12 protein-coding genes are annotated in these 17,489 nt (G+C 59.4%); 4 read left to right on the top strand and 8 right to left on the bottom strand.

Going from position 1 to position 17,489, the window contains the following annotated elements; translation table 11 throughout:
* Position 1: 1 nt before the first annotated feature.
* Complete coding sequence (pqqF, locus tag ACJ8IL_RS00300; protein ID WP_442516270.1) at positions 2–2,323, top strand: pyrroloquinoline quinone biosynthesis protein PqqF; 2,322 nt, start codon at positions 2–4, stop codon at positions 2,321–2,323.
* On the opposite strand, the gene ACJ8IL_RS00295 is transcribed toward pqqF, so the two are convergent.
* From ACJ8IL_RS00295 to ACJ8IL_RS00270, 6 genes are all read right to left on the bottom strand, one after another.
* Entirely contained in the window at positions 2,320–3,705 is a 1,386-nt protein-coding gene (locus tag ACJ8IL_RS00295; protein ID WP_173888826.1) for a purine-cytosine permease family protein, read from the bottom strand. The two genes, pqqF and ACJ8IL_RS00295, sit on opposite strands and share 4 nt — an antisense overlap.
* A gap of 161 nt (positions 3,706–3,866) precedes the next feature.
* Entirely contained in the window at positions 3,867–5,333 is a 1,467-nt protein-coding gene (locus ACJ8IL_RS00290; protein ID WP_043137398.1) for an aldehyde dehydrogenase, read from the bottom strand.
* A gap of 11 nt (positions 5,334–5,344) precedes the next feature.
* A complete protein-coding gene (locus ACJ8IL_RS00285) occupies positions 5,345–6,382 on the bottom strand; it encodes an LLM class flavin-dependent oxidoreductase (RefSeq protein ID WP_060433046.1) in 1,038 nt (345 codons plus the stop codon).
* A gap of 19 nt (positions 6,383–6,401) precedes the next feature.
* A complete protein-coding gene (locus ACJ8IL_RS00280; RefSeq protein WP_164067083.1) occupies positions 6,402–7,331 on the bottom strand; it encodes a flavin reductase family protein in 930 nt (309 codons plus the stop codon).
* Complete coding sequence (locus tag ACJ8IL_RS00275; RefSeq protein ID WP_043137407.1) at positions 7,318–8,145, bottom strand: alpha/beta fold hydrolase; 828 nt, start codon at positions 8,143–8,145, stop codon at positions 7,318–7,320. Before ACJ8IL_RS00275 ends, ACJ8IL_RS00280 begins: the two co-directional genes overlap by 14 nt.
* Entirely contained in the window at positions 8,117–8,719 is a 603-nt protein-coding gene (locus tag ACJ8IL_RS00270) for an amino acid synthesis family protein (RefSeq protein ID WP_043137410.1), read from the bottom strand. Before ACJ8IL_RS00270 ends, ACJ8IL_RS00275 begins: the two co-directional genes overlap by 29 nt.
* 338 nt (positions 8,720–9,057) lie before the next feature.
* On the opposite strand from ACJ8IL_RS00270, the gene ACJ8IL_RS00265 reads away from it, so the two are divergent.
* Together ACJ8IL_RS00265 and ACJ8IL_RS00260 are read left to right on the top strand one after the other, a co-directional pair.
* Positions 9,058–9,852: a GntR family transcriptional regulator gene (locus ACJ8IL_RS00265; RefSeq protein WP_225735574.1), complete on the top strand. Its 795-nt coding sequence runs from the start codon at positions 9,058–9,060 to the stop codon at positions 9,850–9,852.
* 1 nt (position 9,853) lies between these two features.
* Complete coding sequence (locus ACJ8IL_RS00260; RefSeq protein WP_049204019.1) at positions 9,854–10,150, top strand: DUF1330 domain-containing protein; 297 nt, start codon at positions 9,854–9,856, stop codon at positions 10,148–10,150.
* A gap of 54 nt (positions 10,151–10,204) precedes the next feature.
* On the opposite strand, the gene ACJ8IL_RS00255 is transcribed toward ACJ8IL_RS00260, so the two are convergent.
* On the bottom strand, positions 10,205–13,240 hold the full coding sequence (locus tag ACJ8IL_RS00255) for an autotransporter domain-containing protein (RefSeq protein WP_442516269.1): 3,036 nt from the start codon (positions 13,238–13,240) through the stop codon (positions 10,205–10,207).
* A gap of 907 nt (positions 13,241–14,147) precedes the next feature.
* Between ACJ8IL_RS00255 and ACJ8IL_RS00250 the strand changes: the two genes are divergently transcribed.
* Positions 14,148–16,241 (top strand): putative bifunctional diguanylate cyclase/phosphodiesterase, encoded by a 2,094-nt coding sequence (locus ACJ8IL_RS00250; protein ID WP_442516268.1) that lies wholly within the window; start codon positions 14,148–14,150, stop codon positions 16,239–16,241.
* On the opposite strand, the gene ACJ8IL_RS00245 is transcribed toward ACJ8IL_RS00250, so the two are convergent.
* Positions 16,238–17,434 carry an MFS transporter gene (locus ACJ8IL_RS00245; protein WP_342095701.1) on the bottom strand — a complete coding sequence of 399 codons (1,197 nt, stop codon included), beginning with the start codon at positions 17,432–17,434 and terminating at the stop codon, positions 16,238–16,240. The genes ACJ8IL_RS00250 and ACJ8IL_RS00245 overlap by 4 nt on opposite strands.
* Positions 17,435–17,489: the final 55 nt, after the last annotated feature.

Below are 17,489 nucleotides of genomic sequence, written 5' to 3'. Positions count from 1 at the left end.
GATGGCACTCGCCGGCGCCTCTTGGCAGCTCGATAACGGTTTGGCCGTCAAGGCGATAAGCGACCCTGCTGTCGGCTGCGCCGCCGCGCTGGTGCGCATTGAGGCGGGCAGTTTTCAGGCGCCCGTCGCCTGGCCGGGCCTGGCGCACCTGCTGGAGCATATGTTGTTTCGCGGCAGCGCGAACTTCAGCGCGCAAGAGGGCCTGATGAGCTGGGTACCGTCGGTCACTGGCCGACTGAACGCCACCACCCAGGCTACGCAAACCGCGTTTTTCTTCGAGGTGGGCACCGAACATTTGGCGCAGGGGTTGGCGCGGCTAAGCGATATGCTCGCCGCCCCACAGCTGGCGACCGAGGCGATTGAGCAGGAGATCGAGGTCATCGACGCCGAATACCGCCTGCTGCGCGCCGAGGTAGAAACCCGCTGCGAAGCGGCGCAGCGGCAGATGTTCGGCGGCCCTGGTGCAATGCATCGCTTTCATATCGGCAGCCGCGCCGCCTTCGGCAGCGATATTTCCGCGTTGCAGCTGGCGCTGCGGCAGTTTCACCAGTGCTATTTTCGCGCGCCAAACATGACGCTGTGGCTGCAAGGCCCGCAATCGCTGGCGCAGCTGCATGCGCTGGCACAGCGCTACGGCAGCCGCTTGCCATCGGGCAGCGCCATACCGCACGAAGCCTCACCGCCGCTAACCGCCGCGAAAGATTACACCCTGTCTCTTCCCGGCACGCCGCAGCTGAGGCTGGTGTTTGCCCTGTCGCGTTCCCATTCACGCGGTTGGCTGCGGCGGCTGGAGCGCCTGCTGTTGGACGAAGCCCCCGGCGGGCTGCTGGCGCAGCTGCGCGCTCAGGCGTGGTGTGACGCCGTTCGGCTGGATTATTCGCGCTGCAGTGAGAACAACGCCCTGCTGAGTTTTATCTTTACCGTTAATCACGGTTCAGCCGCTGAAGCTGCCCACATCGAAAGCGCCCTGCTGGCGTGGCTACAGGCGCTGCAGGTGCTGACACCGGCTCAGCTTGCGCATTACGAGCGGCTGGCAAATCGCGATTTCCACCGTTTGGCGCCGCTCGATCAGCTGCGGGCCAGAGCGCTTGGGCTACCGCCGGTGGAGCCGAACGACGATTGGCCGCGGCATATTGCGGCGCTGATTAGCGCGCCGCGCCGTCGCCTGGCCGTGCGGCCTGATGGCCACGGCGAAACCCGTGAAATTCAAGGGCTGCCGCTGGCGCTTGGCCCCTTCGCCGGCGCCGCGCTGACGTCTGCCGCGGAACCTTTCCGCTTTTTCGCCACCTCGGCGGCGCTGCTTAGTCCGACCTTGCCTTCCGGCCTGGCGCCGCTGCGGCATCTGCTCCCCGGCGAAGCGCAGCCTGTGCTGCTGCTGCGACCGGCGCCGTCGAGCCGCTTCAGCGATGGACAGGCCTACGGCTTACAGGCGGCGCTGCGCACCGGAGCGGCAGAACTGGCGCATCGGGAGGGACATTTGAGCTTCGAGCGCCATCAGGGCGTGTGGCTGCTGCAACTGGCGGGCAGCCACGCGCTGATCTGCCACGGGCTGAGTGAGGTGAACCGAGCGCTGGCGGTGTTGCCGCCGACCGTTCTCAGCGAAGCGACGAGAAACCTGCGCCATACGCAGCTGAAAGAACAAAGCGATATCGCCATTCGCCGCCTGTTAGCTCAATTGCCGGCGGCGCTCAGTGCGCCAACCGAAGCAGCACAATGGCATGCCACCTTGATCGGCGGCGATGACGAGTTAAAACGGCAGCTGTCGCACCTGCTGTACGACTTCCCCTATTTCGTGGCCGCGGAGCCGCCGCTGCCGACACATCAACATCATTGCCCCATCACGCTGACGGAAAGCGGCGCCGAAAGTGCCTTACTGCAGTTTTACCCGCTGCAAAACGATGAAGCCGAAGGCCGTTGGGCGCTGCGGGTGCTGGCCCAGCTTTACGCGCCGCGCTATTTTCAGCGGCTGCGCGTGGAACGCAACGTGGGTTACGTGGTGCAATGCGCCTTCCACCGCTGCGCCGATGCCGAAGGCCTGCTGTTCGCGCTGCAATCCCCGACGTTCACCGTTGAACAGCTGAGGCAGTTAACCGACGAATTCTTATTGCAGATGCGTCATGAGTTGCCGCACGTTAGCTCGGGTGAACTGGCGCAAATACAACAGGCGACGCAACAAAACTTGCAGCGCCTCAGCATCGAATCGTTGCAGCGCGCCCGAGAAATTGCGTTGGAAAATCGCGTGGCCATGGCTGACGCGGCGCCAGTCACGCTGACCCAACTGTTGCACTGGCAGCAGCGGCTTTTCCAGGGCGATGACATTTAAAGCTGCACTGCCCAGTTAGCCCGTCGTGAACAACACAATGGGTATGCGATACCGGTCAGCACCATGCTGATCACCCAGGAAATGTCTGCGCCCGGGATCAGATTGGCGTAAGGGCCGGAGAAGAACGCGTTCTCAACAAAAGGCACCTGCACCGCAATACCGCCGAAATAAACGCCGAGCGCGCGGGTGTTAAGCAGGCCATAGCGCCCGCCGTCGGCGCTGAAAATGGCCGAAATGTCATAGCGTTGGCGGTTAAGCAGGTAAAAATCGATCAGGTTGATCATGCACCACGGGATCAGCACCGAGATCAAGGCAAAGATCAGGTTCAGGAACAGATGTACAAAGTTGGCCGAGGCGACCAACGCCACCCATACCGATCCCAGCAGAATCAATGTCGAGAACAGCGTACGTATACGCGCATTCGGCATCCACTGCGGCAAGAAGGTTTGTACGGCGGTAATCAACGAGAGCACCGCACCGTACAAATTCATCGAGTTATGGCAGATGATGTTGATCAGAAACAGCACCATCAGCACCGGCCCCAACCCTCCCGTCGCCTGACGCACCGCCTCCATGACATCATCGCTGCCGGCGACCAGATTGACCGCCACCATGCCGAACACAAAGGCCAAAATGGTGCCGCTGCAGGCGCCGAAATAGGTATACAGGAACGGTTTGGCAATGCCGACTTCCGCCGGCAGGTAGCGCGAATAGTCTGACGTGTAGGGCGAGAAGCTGATTTGCCAGACGGCGCCGATGCAGAACGTGGCGAACCAACCGGCAATGCTGAACGATCCCCGCAGCCAAAAATCCGCCGGCAGCGGTTGAGAAAACATCAATACCAGCCCGAGGATCAACGCGCTGCCCATCACCCAGGCGCCGATTTTGTTGATCTTATGGATGAAACGGTAGCCCACCACCCCGATCAGCGTCGCCAGCACCGCGCCAATCACCGTCGCCGCGTCCATGTTCAATGACGGGATGACGTTATGGATGACCTTGCCCGAGAGCGTGATGTTAGAAATGAAGAATCCCAGATAGATCACCGTGGCGAACACGATCACCAACAGCGACCCATAGCGGCCGAACTGCGCCCGACTCTGCACCATTTGCGGTATCCCGACCTGCGGCCCCTGGGCCGAGGTCAGCGCCAGAAAAATGCCGCCGAACAGGTGGCCGGCGATAATCGCGCTCAGCGCCGAGAGAATATCGAGATGAAACGTCTGCGTGGAGATGGCCCCGGTCACGACCGCCAGCGGCGCAATGTTGGTGCAAAACCACAGGGTGAACAGGCTGCGGGCATGGCCATGACGCTCCCCGGCGGGAACAAAATCGATCGACTTGTCTTCAATAAACGCGGTCTGCTCTGGCTGAGAATTCATATATCCCCCGGTTAACCTGGATTATTATTTTTTACAGCGTGTAGGGTGCCAATACGTCGAAAAAAGCGTGCGTTTGCCCCGGCGACATTGCGGTCGCCGGTTTCAACGCGATGAAAACTGGGTTGCCGGCGCGATCCGAGATCGCGCCTGATTGCGCTGGCTCAGCGCATGACGAAGGGATCGTCTATCGGATCGTCACTGGTGCGCAGCCATACCGTCTTGCTGGTGGTGTATTCCAGCGCGGCGTCAATCCCGCCCTCGCGGCCAAACCCCGACTTGCCGTAACCGCCGAACGGCGCCAGCGGCGATACCGCTCGATAGGTATTGAGCCACACCACGCCCACCCGCAGGCGACGGGTCACCCGGTGCGCGCGCGTCAGATTCTGCGTGAAAATACCGGCCGCCAGGCCATAGGCAGAATCATTGGCGAGCTGAATGGCTTCCGCTTCGTCCCTGAAGGTCAACACCGACAGCACCGGGCCGAACAGCTCTTGCTTCACGCACTCGGCGTCGGGTTGCGCGCTGCAATCGACGATCGTCGGCGGGTAGTAAAAGCCTGGTGAAGCGATCGCCGCATGGCCAATCACCAGTTTCGCCCCCTGCTCCAGCGAGCGGCTGACGATGGCGGCGATCCGCTCTTGCTGCTGCCGGGTGCAAAGCGGCCCGAACTGAGTGTCTGGGCGATCCGGCGGCCCGATGCGAATGCTGCGTATCTTCTCCGTCAGCCGGGCCAAAAACGCGTCTTTGATGCTTTCCGCCACCAGCAGCCGCGAACCGGCCACGCAGCTCTGGCCCGACGCAGCGAAAATGGCCGCCACCTGCGCATTCGCCGCGCTGGTCAGATCCGCGTCGTCGAAGACGATAAACGGCGATTTCCCACCCAGCTCCAGCGAGGTACTGGCGAGATTTTCCGCACTGCCGCGAACGATGTGCTTCGCGGTTTCCGCGCCGCCGGTAAAAGCGATGTGGTCTACCTGCGGATGCGCCGTCAGCACCGCGCCGCAGTCGGCGGCAAATCCGGTGATCACATTGCACACGCCGCGTGGAAAGCCGGCCTCGTCTATCAGTTTGGCGAACGCCAGCAGTGGCACAGGCGCAGTTTCCGCCGCCTTGACCACCAGCGTGCAGCCGGCGGCGATCGCCGGGCCGATTTTCACCGCCGCGAGAAACAGCTGGCTGTTCCAGGGCACGATCGCCGCCACCACCCCAATAGGTTCGCGTCGAACCCAGGTTTCCATGTCGGGTTTGTCGATCGCCAGCACGCTGCCTTCCATCTTGTCGGCCAGGCCGGCGTAGTACCGGTAGTACTCCGCCACATAGGCGATCTGCGCCCGGGTTTCCCGGATGATCTTGCCGGTATCCAGCGTCTCCAGCCGCGCCAGCTCGGGGGCGTGCTGCTCAAGCAAGTCGGCCAGCCGCAATAACAGCTTGCCGCGCGCGCCGGCGGTCATGTCGCGCCATTCGGCCCCCTGAAATGCCCGGTGCGCCGCCGCAACGGCGCGATCCACATCCTGGGTGCGCGCTTCCGCCACCTGCGCCCAGGGTTCACCGGTCGCCGGATTGAGCGAGGCGAAGGTCGCCGATCCGCCATCAAATCGGCCATCAATGTAAAGTTCGAACGACTCCATTAGCGCCTCCGTCAGTGAAATTCCGGCATCACGCAGCGAATGAACCGCTCCAGAGAGGCCTTTTTACGCGCAAAGCTCATGCCGCTGTCAATCCACAACGCAAACTCGTCATAACCCAGCGCCTCATATTTTTTCAGTCGCGTAATGACCTCATTGGCGGTGCCGATAGCCAGGTTGCTACGCATCATGTCGGCGGAGTAATAGGTATTGGCGGCAATCTCCTCGTCGCTGAGCGGCTGAATCAACCCTTTTTGAACCGGACGTTGATTCTTGAACCAGGCGCCGAAGTAGTGGTAGAAACGGTTGAGTTCTTCCGCCGCCAGACGGGCGTCCGTCTCGTCTTCCGCCACGTAGCCATGCTGCAACAGCATGATCTTCAGCGGCTGCTCGGCGGCGAAACGCGCGCGAGCCTCGTTGAAACAGGTTACCAGCCTTACGATCTCCTCTTCCCCCTGATGCAGCGGCGTAACCTGAACGTTGCAGCCGTTTTGCACCGCAAATTCGTGACTGTTGGGATCGCGCGCCGCTACCCAAATCGGCGGATGCGGCTGCTGTTTCGGCAGCGGCGAAGAGGTGGTCGCCGGGAACGACCAGTATTCCCCCTGATGGGCATAGTCGCCCTGCCACAGTTTTTTCACCGCCGGGATCAGCTCGCGCATGCGCTGCCCGGCATCCCAGGCGGTTAAACCGGGCATCAGCCGTTCGTATTCATAGGAATAGGCGCCGCGCGCAATGCCCAGCTCCAGCCTGCCGCCGGTGATGATATCGGTCATCGCCGCCTCGCCCGCCAGACGGATCGGGTGATTGAATGGCGCAATGATGGTGCCGGTGCCGAGCCGCACCCTGGACGTGCGCCGGGCGATATCCGCCAGATTGATGAACGGATTCGGCGCAATGGTGAAATTCATGCCGTGGTGCTCACCGGTCCAGATGGCGTGCATGCCACCACGATCGGCGATTTCACACAGTTCGATCATCTCCTGGTATAGCTTTTCCTGGGATTCTTCGGGTAACGTTCGTTCCATATGCACGAATAAAGACAGTTTCATCACACTCTCCCGCTTAGCTTCAACCGGCGAATTGCTTGATGGCACCGCTGTGCTCATCGCCATAATAGATACCGTAATTCCCCACGGCGTTTTCTTTGACGAACCGGCCCATCATCGACCGCAGCGCCGGATCCTTGATCGGCAACCGTGCCAGCGTCGGCATGTCGAACCATTCCGCCGTGCTCAGCTGCGGCGTCAGGCTGCCGGCGTCGGTCGGCAGCGCGCACAGAAAAACGATGTGTTGCTGGTTCTTCTGCCGGTCGTCGTAGACGGAATAGACGAAACCCGGATGGGCATTGATGCCCAACTGCTGCAGTAAATCCCCCAACGTTTCGCTGACGCTGCGTTTCTCCACCGGGCTGGACGGCAGCTGATAGCCGCCGTCGTTTTGCCGCACCATCACGGCGTGCCCCTCAAACTCGATCAGCGCGCTCACCACCACCTGCGGCCCGCCAATCAGCGACTGCGCGTTTTGATAAGGCGTGAAGTATGCACCGCGGTAATACCCCAGACCGGCGGTCGCGTTGGACTCGAACCCCTCTACTTTGCCGATCAGAATGGCATGGTCGCCGGCGTCCACCACCTGATGCAGCGCGCAGTCGAACCACGCCGAACTGTTATCGATAAGCGGCACCCGTGACGCGCTCCAGCGCCAATCGATCAGCGCAAAGCGGTCTTCGTTCTTTTGCGCAAAAATGGTTGAAGCCTCTTTTTGCCGTTCCGCCAGAATATTGATGGCGAAATGGCTGCACTGGGTAAAGTGCTCCAAGTTCGCCGAACGCTTATCGATGCTCACCAACAGCAGCGCCGGATCCAGCGAGACCGACGAAAACGAATTGGCGGTGAAGCCAATCGGCCGCCCTTGTTTGTCCACCGAAGTCACAATGGTGACGCCGGTCATAAAGGCGCCGAAAGCGTCGCGCAACTGCCTGCGTTTATCCGCGTCCATTAGCCGCTCCTAAAGTCAAAGGTTGCTCTGCGGTCAGAAAATCGAGCATCAGCGCGTTGACGCGTTGCGCATCGGTCAGGCTGACCATGTGTTTGGCGTTCTCAATGATCACTGCGCGCCCGTTTGGGGCGGCCTGCGCCATTTGCCGCGCCATCTCAGGGCTGGAGTTGGCGTCGTGCTCGCCGGTCAGCACCAATACCGGGCAGCGGATAAGGTGCCAACGCTGGGCATACACCCGATCGCCGGTTGCAAATGCCTGATACGCGCGGGCATAGCCCGCAACGTCCACCTGTTGCAACCAGCCGCCCACCTGCCGGCGCAGATGCTGTTCGACAGGATCGGCGCCGAACCACCGGCTCAGCGGCGAGTCGAGCTGTGTCTGGCCGTTGGCCAACGCGCTGGCGCGTTGCGCGACCGCGGCGCTGGCTTGGGCCGTACGCTGGAACACGCCGCTCATCACCACGGCACGATTAACCCGCTCCGGATAATCGATCGCCAAACCGGCCGTGATCAAGGCTCCCATCGAGTGCCCCGCCACCGCAACGCTCGGCGCATCCAGGGTGTTTAAGAAAGCCGCCATCCAGCGCACGTAATCCTCCAGCGTCGCGGCGTGGGAGAAGCCTTCGCTTTCGCCGTGGCCCGGCATATCGACGGCGATAACCCGAAAGCGCGCGCTGAGCGCATCGAGCTGGGGATACCAGACCTCCGCATTCATGCCTACGCCGTGGATCAACACCAGCGGCTCACCACGCCCGGCCTCCAGATACCCCACCCGCAGAGCGGGCTCAGACAGCTGCCGGATTGTTCTGATCATGGCCCAACTCTTTCAGATCCAAATAACGGTTGCCGATACGGTGATGCGGCCGCCCCCCCAGCGCCGCGCCCAGTGCAATGACGATTTCGTCGTCGAAAGGCGCGTCGTTGATGTTGAACTGGAATGTCAGGTAGTGCTCACGGCTGCCTTCGTCGTTTTTCCCCATCATCGGGATCAGAATCGGCGCGTTGGCCGGTCCACGGGTATTGTTGAACGCCAGATAGCTTTTGCCGTTGACCGCCGAGCGGTAGTGGTTGCCAAAATGCAGCGTGTGGATCAGCGCCGAGGCGTGTTCCAACTCGCCGCCCAGCCCCACCACCGCGCTTTTGCCGAAGGCTTCCACCCGCTCGCCGGAACCGGCCTCCTTGAGGATCAAACCGGTCAGCAGCTCACCCAGCACCGGCGCCATTTCTCGAATCTTTGGCGCCAGATCCTCGACAAAGCCTTGTCTGGCCCAGGGGTTTTTGATGACCGCCGCAGCGGCGATCATCACCAGCGGTTTGCCCGCCGATTTGCCGCCGTCGGTGTAGATCGTTTCGGTAGAGACCAGGGTCTTGCGAATGTCTTGATGCATAAGGGACCTCGAAAAGTAAATCGAATGTTAACCATGTGTCACGATTCGAGGGTATAGCATCGGGCAGATTGGCATGTCAAAATTTGGTATACCATAATACGGTATTCTTATTTTACGATGAGACGGCAAAAATAAATTGAAAATAACACTTATTAATCAATGCATTAATAAACTCGATTGGGCTTTGACTGGGGGCAAAACGCCGGCCATGACCGCCCCCACTCGGCAACCTGTGCCGATGCCGAACCCGTTGAGCCAGCGGGTATCGGCAACGAAAAGCGTTTTTTTTAGGCTATCTTTCGATTTTGTGAGCTGCTGCAACATTCACCGTTTTGGCGATGCGGCGCGAAATCGGCCGCCGTTGCTTTGCGGGTTGGAAAGATGTTAATAGTACCGGGCAAACGGGAATTCGCGTCGTTATCCGGATTAATGATGATCCACAAAAAATAGAGACAATTATGGTTCAGGCATCATTGAAGATTGAGAATGCACCGGTCACCTTGCGCGAATTGGCATTGGCGAAAATTAGGCAGGCGATTATCTCAGGGTATTTTCAGGCCGGCGATCGTTTGGTGGAACGCAGCCTGTGCGAGGAGCTGGGCGTCAGCCGCAGCGTAGTGCGTGAGGTGATCCGTTATCTCGAAGCGGAGGGACTCATTGAGACGCTCGGTAAGAAAGGGCCGATTGTCGCTATTTTAACCTGGGACATTGCCGAGCAGATTTATACTATTCGTCTGCTGCTTGAACAGGATGCCGCTCACGACTGCGCCTTGAACGCTGGGCCGGAAGATAAAAAGAAACTGCATGAAAAATTAATTGCAATTAATCAGGCTTCGGCCGGGCAGGACGATATTCAGCGCGTTGAAGCGTCGCAGGCTTTTTATGAAACCATTTTCCAGGTGGCCCATCACGCCATCGCCTGGGAAATCGTTCAACGCCTGAATAGCCGCATCAGTCGCCTGCGTGCCCTGACCCTGAAAACCCCGGAGCGTCAGCTGGCCGGTTTCGAGCGCATGACGCGGATCTATCACGCCATCGAGCAAAACAACCCGACGCAGGCCAGGCAAGAGGTCATCGAACATCTGACCGAGGCTGCCGCACTGGCCAAGCGCATTCTGCAGCAGGAGTCCTGAAATGCCCGCGTATTGGATTGCCCATGTCACCGTAAGAGACCCGCAGCAATATCAGCATTATATGGATTTGGCGCCCCAGGCGTTTCGCCAGTTCAACGCCCGTTTTCTCGCCCGCGGCGAACAGGCGCAAACGCTGGAAGGCCCGGCGTTCATAAAGCATGTGCTGATCGAATTCGACGACTACGCTACCGCGTTGGCCTGCTACCATTCACCGGCCTATCAATTGGCAAAACAACAGCGGCGCCACGTGGCGGAAGCCATGATTACCATCGTCGACGGCTTGCCGCCCGCACAATAAAAAACCCCCATCGTCACGATGAGGGCTGAATAAAGCGAAGCACGCTAACCGCGATCAGAAGCGCCAGGTCAGACCGGCGTTGACGCTGTTATCCTGGTGGTTGGACGACAGCTGCCCGCCGTAGCCAAGGGACAGGACGGCGTTTTTGTTAATCGACACATCGACGCCCGCTTTCAGAATCGCCCCATCGCGGGAAACCGGCACGCTGTTTACGTCGAACGCCGCATCGGTACGTTTGAACATCAGCTGCGTTTTGCGCTCCAGCTTGCCGTATTGATGCTGCCAACCCAGCTCGCCGCGCAGCGCGATCGCCACACTGTCGGTTTGCCACTCGGTGTCGGCGCGGAGACCCAGCGTCGAGGCGGTGGCGGACTGACTTTGTTTGTCGCCGCGCAGTGCCGCTGCCCCGCCTTGCTCGTTGATCTCCTCGTTACGGTAATGGGTATACGCCAGGTTGGCGAACGGCTCAAGGTTGACCGCATCGCTCGACCAATCGTAGCCGCTTTCGATGAACAGCTGACCGGTACGCGCGTTATACTTGGCCTTCTCGCGATCCGACTGCGCGCCGTAGTTCACCGAGCGCGAGGTGTCGATGCGATGCCAGGTATAGGTGCCGCCTGCTCGCAGGGCCAACGCGCCGAAGCGTTTGTCGCCGTACAGCCCCAGATGGTAGTTGTCGCTGTGGGCATCTGACTGATAACCGCCATCCAGCGAAGTGCGGGTATACCCGGTCATCACCCCAAGCCGGCCGTCGTCAAACAGTTCGCTGTCCAGACCTAACAGTACGCCATAGGTAGAGGTCTGGTAGCCGGTGGCGTTGTCGTTGCCGGAAGCATGCCCCCAGTTGCCCAGCAGTTTCGCCCAGGCCCCATTATCATCCGCCTTGATATCGGAAGCGATACGGCGGCCTTCCGCCTGGCGCAAGCGCTCGGTGGCGGCATCGCGCAGGTAACGGCTTTCGTTAAGCTGGGCGGAAGCCATATCCGCGTGGATCTGGCCGGACAGTTGACGGGTCGCCTGTTGCAGCTCTCTGGCCGACGTGAAGCCGAGGAAGCTTTCATACACCGGATGGCCGGTTACGACGCCCGCATCTTCGGTAGCGGCTTGCGCTTTGCCTTCATCACCTTGCAGTGCGCTTAGCGCCTCAGCGGTAGGGGCAGCCACGCTGCGCTTCACCGTTTCCGTGACTGGTTCCGTCGCGTTGAGCGTCTCCACCGCACGAGCTACCGCTTTCTCGTTCTCAGTGCTGGCCAGGCTGTCAAAGCTGGCGTCGGTGCGCGTGATGCCAAGGCCGACGTCATTGCCCTGATAATCCAGCGCGACTTTAACAAACGGATACGATGGGTTGGCGTTTTCGAACCGGCCGTTGACGCCGTCCGTCGTGGTCAGGATGGTGTACTTGTTGCCCAGCAGACTCTGCGCCTCATTCTGCGACAGCAGGTTTTGGCTGCGCTCCAGGCTGACATTCACACTGCCGCCGTTGAGAAACGCGCGCCGCGCGGCGATCTTATCGCTGCGGCCATTGTCCGCCACTTCCACGTTATACTGCGAACCGCGATCAAAAATGGCGTCGTGCAACACATGCAGCGTGCCGATGCCGTTACCCGGCGCGACGCTGCCGCCCCGAACCGCTCTGAAGGCGCCTACGGTACCCTCACCGGACAACGTGCCGCTATTTTCGATATAGACGTTGGAGGCCACCGAACCGTTGATCGCCAACACGCCCTGTTTCACCCAGGTATCACCGCGATAGGTGTTATTACCCAACAACGCCAGCGTACCGGCGCCCGTTTTGGTCAAGCCGCCGTGCCCGCTGATGTCGTTACTCCACGAATCGAAGTCGCATTCGCTCGACGTGCAGCGCCGCTCAACAGAGGTACCGGGTTCGACGATATTTCCCAGGCCGGGGATATTCACCACGAACTGTTTTTCACTGTAGGAGCCCGGTACATAATATTCCTGCGGGATATCCTCTTGGGTAATAAACATTTTCGGACCGTTGATCGCATCGCGTAAATTGACACGTCCCCAGCCGAACAGATTATCAATACCGGCAACACCCAAATCGGTGGCGGTGGTTTTAATTACCGCGGATATTTGATCGGCGCTCATATAAGGGAAACGTTGCATCAATACGGCGGCAACGCCGGTAACGTGCGGCGCCGCCATTGAGGTGCCGGATTTATTGCCGTAGCCGGGATTAACCGACAGCTCGCCCTTATTATAAGCTTCGCGATTCACGGCACCGCCGGTATTGGATTCCAGCCGGCCAACGGTGCTATAAATATCAGAACCCGGCGCGGAAACGCAGTAGCTGGCCGTTTGTCCGCAGCTGGTCGAGGAAACGCTTAACTGATTTTCGTCACTCAGGTTGGTCACAATCAGGTAATTATTCAGTACGTCCGGGAAAGCGTAAGGCAGTGACTTTTGCGCTTCCGGGATATTGTAGTTGTTGTAATTTCCTGCCGAGAAGACGATCAGCTTGCCGTGCCTGGCCGCCCGCAGCAGCGTCGACATGGCGCTGTGCCCGCCGGTGGGCACCGGTTGTTCGCTGCCCCATTCCACGCTGGATTTGCTGCGCATCATCTCGGCGATCACTTCGCTTTTTACAAATGCCACGTAGTCCGGCCTGCCGTTCGGCAACCAGATGATATCGCCTTTGGCGTCTCGCCGTATATCTGGCGCGATCCCCCAGCTGTTATTGATGACGCGGGCTGCGCTCTGAATCAGCTCTTCACGGCCGTTGCGATTACCGTAATCATTCAATTTGGTGCCGATAATATCCGCGTCGAAAGCAACGCCGTGCATACCTGCGCCATCTCTTTTAGCCGCCGCGATACCGGCTACGTGCGTGCCGTGATCGCCGAAAGACATATTATCTTGTTTATCATACGAGAAGTTATAACTGCCGTTATCCAGGCGCGTCAGTTTACCGGCGAATTCAGAATGGGAAAGAATGGCGTTATCGATAATGCCGATGGTTATACCTTTACCGGTATAGCCTCTGGCATAGGCGAATTCGGCGGAAATAGCCTTAAGCCCCCATTGGCGATTAAACTCCGCGGTTTTCCAACTGTCAGGCACGCCCAATCGACCGGGATCCTGATAAGCGGCAAGAGAAGAATGAATGGATAAGCCATAACAACCCAGAAAAACGCAATACGCTAACTTCAATCTTTTATTAAGTATCATTTTACGCTCCATGTTTATTTATACCCAGAAGAAAACTTACGTTTTAACCGCGCTGAAACCTCCTATGATCGTGAAACGACGGATAACACATGCGGGCCCGACGCGGGCCGCGCGAACAGACAGGCTGAGAGATGAAAATGGGCGCAGACAGACAAAGAGATGCCATCGCGCCGGGCGCCTATGGCGCAGACGTTTGGAGAGGAGGCGAATGTACGCTTGCCGGCGCCGTTGCGCCGAAATGCCCCGACCATCGGGTGCGGGCGTAAGGATCAGGCTGTGGGTGCATTTCGCCTCACCATCCAGTTTTTCTAATGATTATCATTCGCGAGGCTATCTTATACGTAAGTAAAGTGTCAACAGATGAAACAAAACATTTCTTGATTTGCATCATAACTTTTCTCTAAACGCCGGGCGACGGTGCTGCGACAACCGCTGAAGAGTGCATAAAATGGCGGTTATTGCCGCCATAAGTGAGATTTTCGTCAGTGAAGACGCATAGCGCCGGCAGAGCAGCCGGTGGAAGAGCATAAAAACACCTGAACATTTCATCAAATAGAAACATCAGATTGATTAACTTTTATGGCAAAAACCCATCGTGGTCCGATCACTTATTTTTCGTTGCAATATAAGGGGGGCTTATAAATAACAGGAGTATTCCTAATGCGTTCACGCTGGATGTATTCCATGCTAGCGGGCTGATTTTTAGCCGCGCCCGCTGGCTATTCCCAATTTCATTGGCAAGACTATATTGAAAGAGGCTCTGCTAGAGAGCGAGAATATGGGTAATTTTCCGAGGAAATGCCGCATGACCCTGTTGCCCAAGCAGACCAATAACAAAAATCCGATTGATCTCTATAGCGAAATCGTAGACGACTTGCCCGGTCTGATTTGCTTCGGCAACCGCCTTGGCGGCTACTTCAATAAACAGTGGCGCGACTATACCGGCGCAATCGCCGGTGAACACGGCGCCGCTGATTGGCTCGATACCCTGCACCCCGACGATCGCGATCGGCTGGCCACACAATGGCGCCAGGCGATCGTTGCCCTCTCCTCATTCGCCGGCGAGGCACGCCTGCGCGATCGCAGCGGCGCCTACCGTTGGTTTATGCTGGCGTTTAACGCCTGTCAGGACGGCATGGCACTGGAGCCCAGCTGGTACCTCACCGCTACCGACATCCACCTGCAAATGCTGCAACGTCAGCAAAACGTTCAGGCGCTCTCTATCCAGCAAGACATGCTGGACGCCAGCGTCGACTGCATCAAAGTGATCAATCGCGACGGCACGCTGCGGCACATGAACCGCTCCGGCAGCCTGGCGCTCGGCCTGGATCCGGCGCAAAAAGAGTTTGGCATGCCCTGGCTGGGGCTGTTGTCGCCCGAAGTCCGCCGCCGTGGCAGCAAGGCGCTGCACAGCGTCAGAGCCGGTAAAAATGCGCGCTTCGCGGGATTAAGCGTGACGCCGCAAGGAAAAAAACAGCATTGGGACAACATTCTCACGCCGGTCAGCGATGAACGCGGTACCGTGGCCGAGATCTTGTGCGTCTCGCGCGACGTGACGTCGCAACGCGTGATGGAACAGCGTCTGTTGCTCGCCAGCGAATATGACGAATTGACCGGCCTGCCCAACCGGCGCTTATTCAAGAAAAAGCTGAAGCAAGAGATGAAGCGCGCCCTGCATGGCAACAAGTCCCTCGGGCTGATGCTGCTGGATCTTGACCACTTCAAGCTGGTGAACGACACGCTGGGCCACGCGGCGGGCGACCATCTGCTGCGGGTTCTGGGTAAAAGGCTCAGCGCCTGCATGAATACGCATTCGTTCGTCTCCCGCCTCGGGGGGGACGAATTCGCGGTGGTAATCAGCGACGTTGAAAACGAGCAGGATATTTTCCGCATCGCCAACAAGTTTCTGCTGCAGCTGGAGACGCCGATCACCCACGGTGGCAAGACGCTGCATTGCGGCATGAGCATCGGCGGCGCCATCTACCCCAAAGATGCCCGCGACGCTTCGGAACTGATGAAATGCGCCGATACCGCGCTGTATGAGCTGAAAGACGGCGGCCGCGGCGGCGTCTATATGTTCGATCGCAAGATGATGGACAAGGCCCGCGCGCGCGCCAGCCAGCTCAACTACGCGCGCCAGATCGTGCGCGACAACTGCATCCGTCCCAGCTACCAGCCGAAGGTCAGCCTCTCCGACGGCAGCATCGTCGGCTTCGAAGCGTTGCTGCGCTGGCATTGCCCGCAAAACGGCATACAGCTGCCGGCGACGGTCAGCGAAGCCTTCAACGACTACGAGCTGGCGACCAAGATCAGCGAAGCCATGCAGCTGAAGGTCTTCGCCGATATCGCCCGCTGGCGCGCGGCCGGCGTGGCGGTACGCCCTATCTCGCTGAACGTGTCGCCGATCGAATTTTTACGCGACAACTACGCCGAAACCTTCCTGCAGCGCCTGCTGAAATTCCATATTCCCCACCACCTGATCGAACTGGAAGTGACCGAGCACGCGTTCAACAAACATGGCTCCAAGTACGTGCTGCGCGCGCTGCAAATGCTCAAAGAGATGGGCATCCGCATCGCACTGGACGACTTCGGCACCGGCCATTCCTCATTCAGCCATATCATGGATTACCCGCTGGACTGCATTAAGCTGGACTGCGATTTCGTTCAACGCATGAACACCGAACCGGCGATCCTGGCGATCGTGGAAAGCATCGGTATCCTCGGTCAGAAGCTGTCGATCGATATCATCGCCGAGGGCGTGGAAACCGAGCAGCAGCGGCAAACGCTGTGCGAAGCCGGTTTCCATATTGGCCAGGGTTTTCTGTTCAGCCGGGCGGTGGAATCCCAGCGGGTGCCCGAGCTGCTGCAAGCGGTGCCGCAATCTGTCGAGGGCCGTTAAGCCCCCTGCCGTGCGCCAAACGGCGCCAGCTGCATACCGATAAGCGTCACTATGCAGATGAGTGCCCCGGCGTAGAAGGTGGAGGCGGAACCGAACAGCTCCCACAAGGTTCCAGCCCCAAGACTCGCCAGCAGCAGCGCCACGCCGCTGATCAGATTGAACATGCCAAACGCGGTGCCGCGCAGATGAGCCGGCGCTGTATGCGCCACCATCGCCGCCAATAGCCCCTGGGTCATGCCCATGTGCACCCCCCACAGCGCTACGCCAAACAGCACCCCGCTCCAATGATCGCTCAGCGCCAATACCAGGTCGGCGGCGATCAGCACCAGCAACCCGGCTTTCAGCAATCCTTCATGGCTCATGCGGTCAGACAGTTTTCCGAACGGATAGGCCGAGCAGGCGTAGACCAGATTCATGGCGACCATCACCAGTGGGATCAGCGCCAGCGGCGTGCCGCCCTGCTGCGCCTTCAACACCAGGAACGCTTCGCTGAAGCGCGCCAGCGTAAAGATCGCGCCGATGCTCACCACCCACCAATAGCTGCGCCCCAGCAGCCGCAGGTTGGCGCGGGTGATCGGGTTGGTGCGCTTGTGGGTTATCGCGGCGGTCGGCTCTTTCAGGCCGAAAAACAGCAGCGCAATCGCCAGCGCCGCCGGGACCGTCGCCACCCAAAAGATGGCGCGAAAATCGTTGTGCCACAGCAGCATCAGGCCGACGGCCAGCAGCGGCCCTAAAAAGGCGCCGACGGTATCCAGCGACTGCCGCAGCCCGAAGGCCGCGCCGCGAATTTCCGGCGGCGTCACGTCGGCCACCAGGGCATCGCGCGGCGCCCCGCGGATGCCTTTGCCCACGCGATCCAGCAGGCGCGCGCTCATCACCATGCCGGACGACGATGCGATAGCGAAAAATGGCTTGCTGATGGCGCCCAGCCCGTAGCCCAGCAGCGCCAGCCCTTTGCGTTTACCGAGGTAATCGCTGAGCACGCCGGAGAACACCTTGACGATCAATGCCGTCGCCTCCGCGAGCCCTTCGATCAGCCCGATGACGATCACGCTGGCACCGAGCGTCGTCGCCATAAACAGCGGCAGCAGGCTATGGATCATTTCCGAGGAAACGTCCATCAGCAGGCTCACGCCACCCAATACCCACACGCCGCGCGGTATGCGGCCCAACGTAGCGAAACGCGACGACATGCTTCATCCTCGATCGATTCAGCGCCGCCAGAGGCGCATCATGATTTTTCCAAGA

This window comes from Serratia sp. CY47444, from assembly GCF_052168635.1.
Classification (GTDB): Bacteria; Pseudomonadota; Gammaproteobacteria; order Enterobacterales; family Enterobacteriaceae; genus Serratia; species Serratia bockelmannii.
This window is presented reverse-complemented; position numbering and strand designations above follow the sequence as displayed.

Coding starts and splice junctions, on each gene's coding strand:
- pqqF (WP_442516270.1), top strand. CDS start 2: ATGGCACTCGCCGGCGCCTCTTGGCAGCTCGATAACGGTTTGGCCGTC.
- ACJ8IL_RS00295 (WP_173888826.1), bottom strand. CDS start 3,705: ATGAATTCTCAGCCAGAGCAGACCGCGTTTATTGAAGACAAGTCGATC.
- ACJ8IL_RS00290 (WP_043137398.1), bottom strand. CDS start 5,333: ATGGAGTCGTTCGAACTTTACATTGATGGCCGATTTGATGGCGGATCG.
- ACJ8IL_RS00285 (WP_060433046.1), bottom strand. CDS start 6,382: ATGAAACTGTCTTTATTCGTGCATATGGAACGAACGTTACCCGAAGAA.
- ACJ8IL_RS00280 (WP_164067083.1), bottom strand. CDS start 7,331: ATGGACGCGGATAAACGCAGGCAGTTGCGCGACGCTTTCGGCGCCTTT.
- ACJ8IL_RS00275 (WP_043137407.1), bottom strand. CDS start 8,145: ATGATCAGAACAATCCGGCAGCTGTCTGAGCCCGCTCTGCGGGTGGGG.
- ACJ8IL_RS00270 (WP_043137410.1), bottom strand. CDS start 8,719: ATGCATCAAGACATTCGCAAGACCCTGGTCTCTACCGAAACGATCTAC.
- ACJ8IL_RS00265 (WP_225735574.1), top strand. CDS start 9,058: ATGCGGCGCGAAATCGGCCGCCGTTGCTTTGCGGGTTGGAAAGATGTT.
- ACJ8IL_RS00260 (WP_049204019.1), top strand. CDS start 9,854: ATGCCCGCGTATTGGATTGCCCATGTCACCGTAAGAGACCCGCAGCAA.
- ACJ8IL_RS00250 (WP_442516268.1), top strand. CDS start 14,148: ATGACCCTGTTGCCCAAGCAGACCAATAACAAAAATCCGATTGATCTC.
- ACJ8IL_RS00245 (WP_342095701.1), bottom strand. CDS start 17,434: ATGTCGTCGCGTTTCGCTACGTTGGGCCGCATACCGCGCGGCGTGTGG.